This window comes from Simplicispira psychrophila DSM 11588 (assembly GCF_000688255.1).
Taxonomy (GTDB): Bacteria; Pseudomonadota; Gammaproteobacteria; order Burkholderiales; family Burkholderiaceae_C; genus Simplicispira; species Simplicispira psychrophila.
The window spans coordinates 1-2,701 of record NZ_JHYS01000036.1; the positions used below are offsets into that span (position 1 = coordinate 1).

2 protein-coding genes are annotated in these 2,701 nt (G+C 61.6%); both read right to left on the bottom strand.

The window, feature by feature from the left end:
* Positions 1-81 precede the first annotated feature (81 nt).
* On the bottom strand, positions 82-1,923 hold the full coding sequence (locus Q390_RS18910; RefSeq protein WP_051603332.1) for a hypothetical protein: 1,842 nt from the start codon (positions 1,921-1,923) through the stop codon (positions 82-84).
* A complete protein-coding gene (locus Q390_RS0117005; RefSeq protein WP_027997128.1) occupies positions 1,920-2,528 on the bottom strand; it encodes a hypothetical protein in 609 nt (202 codons plus the stop codon). Before Q390_RS0117005 ends, Q390_RS18910 begins: the two co-directional genes overlap by 4 nt.
* Positions 2,529-2,701 lie beyond the last annotated feature (173 nt).

Below are 2,701 nucleotides of genomic sequence, written 5' to 3' on the forward strand. Positions count from 1 at the left end.
CTCCGCGTTGAATGTCCTTCGTTTTCTCTTGCTCATATTCCTCGTCCAGGTGGGTTGCACCTATCGAGGTGTCCAGGGAAATTAGACCAGCACACGTCGTGTCTGGATGTGCTGGGGCTCCACACAGATAGAGCGGTCAATCAGGTCGTGTGCTGTCACACAGGCCGATATGCCGTTGAGAATCACCGGGCGCGTGACGTTGATGACGCTTTCTTCCCCGTCCGAATACAGCTTCCTTTTGGCAAAACCGCCACCCGTGGCCAGCACACACAGCGCATCCTGCATGGGCGCGGCCAAGTGGCTGACGTTCTCGAACGAGACAATCCAGTTCAGGCCAGCGCTGACAAACACATCCTCGATGGACTTGGGCGGGCTGCGCAGGTTGCTGGCGTTGGGGTCAACCAACATCCGCAAGATGCGCTGCGTCGTGCTCTTGGCTGACCCGGCTTCTCCCAGCAGCTCCAACACCGGGAACACGCCATCGGGGCGCAAGCACTCCAACAGCCACGCCAGCACCAGCAGGCGCGCGTTGTCGGGCACGTTGACGAATTGCCACAGCGCAGCCATGTCGCCGGCAGCGGTAGGCGTAGGCAGTGGGCGCATGGTGTCGGGGCGCAAGAAACGCACCTCATGCTCCTGCACCAACTGCCAGCGGCCCGCCTCAATCTTCGCGGCCAAGCTGTTGCCGGGTTGTCCCAAGTCCACAAACAGCGCGGCACCGACTTTGGCGACACGGATATGCACCGGCTTTTGCTCGCCATCGTGCTGCGCCAGACCGTCCAGCACTTGCATGGCTTCACGCACCGACTGGTCACGCGCGGCCTTGCCCGACGCTTTGTAGAACTCGGCCATCAGCCAACTCTTGAACTTGGCGCTGGTCAGGCGGTAGGTCTCCTGCGCGCTAGTCACCATGACAAAGCTGTCGTCGCTGTCATCGTGGAACAGCTCGACCCGCTCCAACACAAACGCCACCAGTTGGGACGACAGACTGTCTTTGTGCCCTCCCTCGTCCGCGTCGTCCCCACTGTTTGCTGCACCGGCTGGCGCTGCTTGCGCCTGCGCTTGGGCCGTCATATCTGCCAGCGCGTCCACGGTGCCACCAGTGTCTAGCCAGTCCGACACATCACCCTTGTCGTCCAGTCCGGGCAGCGCCAGCACCGTGATGTGCGCGGCTACGCCCTTCAAGCTCTTGGCCACCTTCTGCATATGGTCACGGCCTGCGCTGTCGTTGTCGGCAATCAGGACGGCGGCGCGGCCTTGGAAGTGCTCGGCGTGCTGCGGCTTCCACTTGCCTGCACCACCGGCGCAGCAGGTTGCCACCAGTCCCAGCGCGGCAAGGCGGTCGGCATCCTTCTCGCCTTCAACGATGTAAGCCGGCGTACCCAGCGGCGCGGCCAGCAACTGGGGCAAACGGTAGGGCACCGGGCGCACGTCTTTGACGCTGTTCTCCCACCCGCCTTCGACCGGACGGCGCTGACGGAATGTCTTTGGCTCGAAGCGCAGCACCTGCATCAGCACTTCCCCGTGCTCATCGGTGTAGCTGTAGGTGGCCACGGGCGCACCAAGACTTGCTCGGGCCTTGGGCGCGGTGGGCTTGATGGATTTTGTGGGTATAGCCGGTGGTGTGGCTGTCATCGGCGTGGCAGTAGTCAGCGCTCCATGGGTCAGCCCCGATTTGTCTAGCCATGCGCCTGCCTCACGTCGGTCTTTGGCGGCATTGCTGCGGACAACAAAATCTAGCAGTCCCCCGCCTTCGTGGGCCTCATGGTCAAAGAAGGTGTTATTTGCTAGGTCAACCGACAGACTGCCATTGGTGCCATAGCGTGCGTCGTCCGGGCTAGAGTGGCTGGCGTTGGGTTCGCCCAGCAGCAGTGCAGCAACGTGGCCGATAAGACCCGGCTCGAAGGTGGTGGCGGCGCTCATGCTGCACCGCCTTCGACTTTGAAGTCGCTTGCAGTGCTATCTACGCGCCAGCCCTTCGGTGGCACCAGCAATACAGCTTCGTGCTCTTTTCGATCGTTGGTGAAAAGTGCAATGTCCGACTTGGCGACATCCGCAACCAGCACCAGCGGGTTACCGTTGAAGCTGGCAAAGCGGCTGGCGAACCAGTAGGCGACTTCTTTGTTGGTCGTCCATGAATAGCCACGTACAGACTGCGCCTGTGACAGCTTCGACGTGCCACGCCACACGCGCACCGTATCGGGCAGGTCATCTGGCAAAGGGAAAGCGGCGTATCGGAACATTGACGCCAAACGGCGGCGTGTCTCTGCTGCTGCTATGAGGTGGCGGTGGTCGTGTTTCCACGTTGCAGCAAGGAATGCGCGGAACGCTGGCAGCGCTATCTTGGCTCTCCAAAGCGCAACAGCCACCACGCCACGGTCACAGTCGTCCAAGGCCACATTGAAAGAAAAAGCGGCCTCCGCATCACCTTGAATCGTTGCTTCGATGTGTTTGGCGACATAGGCGGGCATATGCTTTTTGATGCCCTGCACCAGCATGGCGCGCTGGGATTCAACGGCGGCGCTCATTACTGCCCCCGTTCCATGCGCCCGGCCTGCATTGCGGCTTGCTCCATGTGACGGTGGGCGGCACTGCCAGCTTGGACACGCTGCGCCATCGGGAAAATGCGGCCACTGGCAGCGGCATCAACTACCTCAGCACAGCAGGCAATGGCGGACAAAATCCCAATGGCCACGCTAGG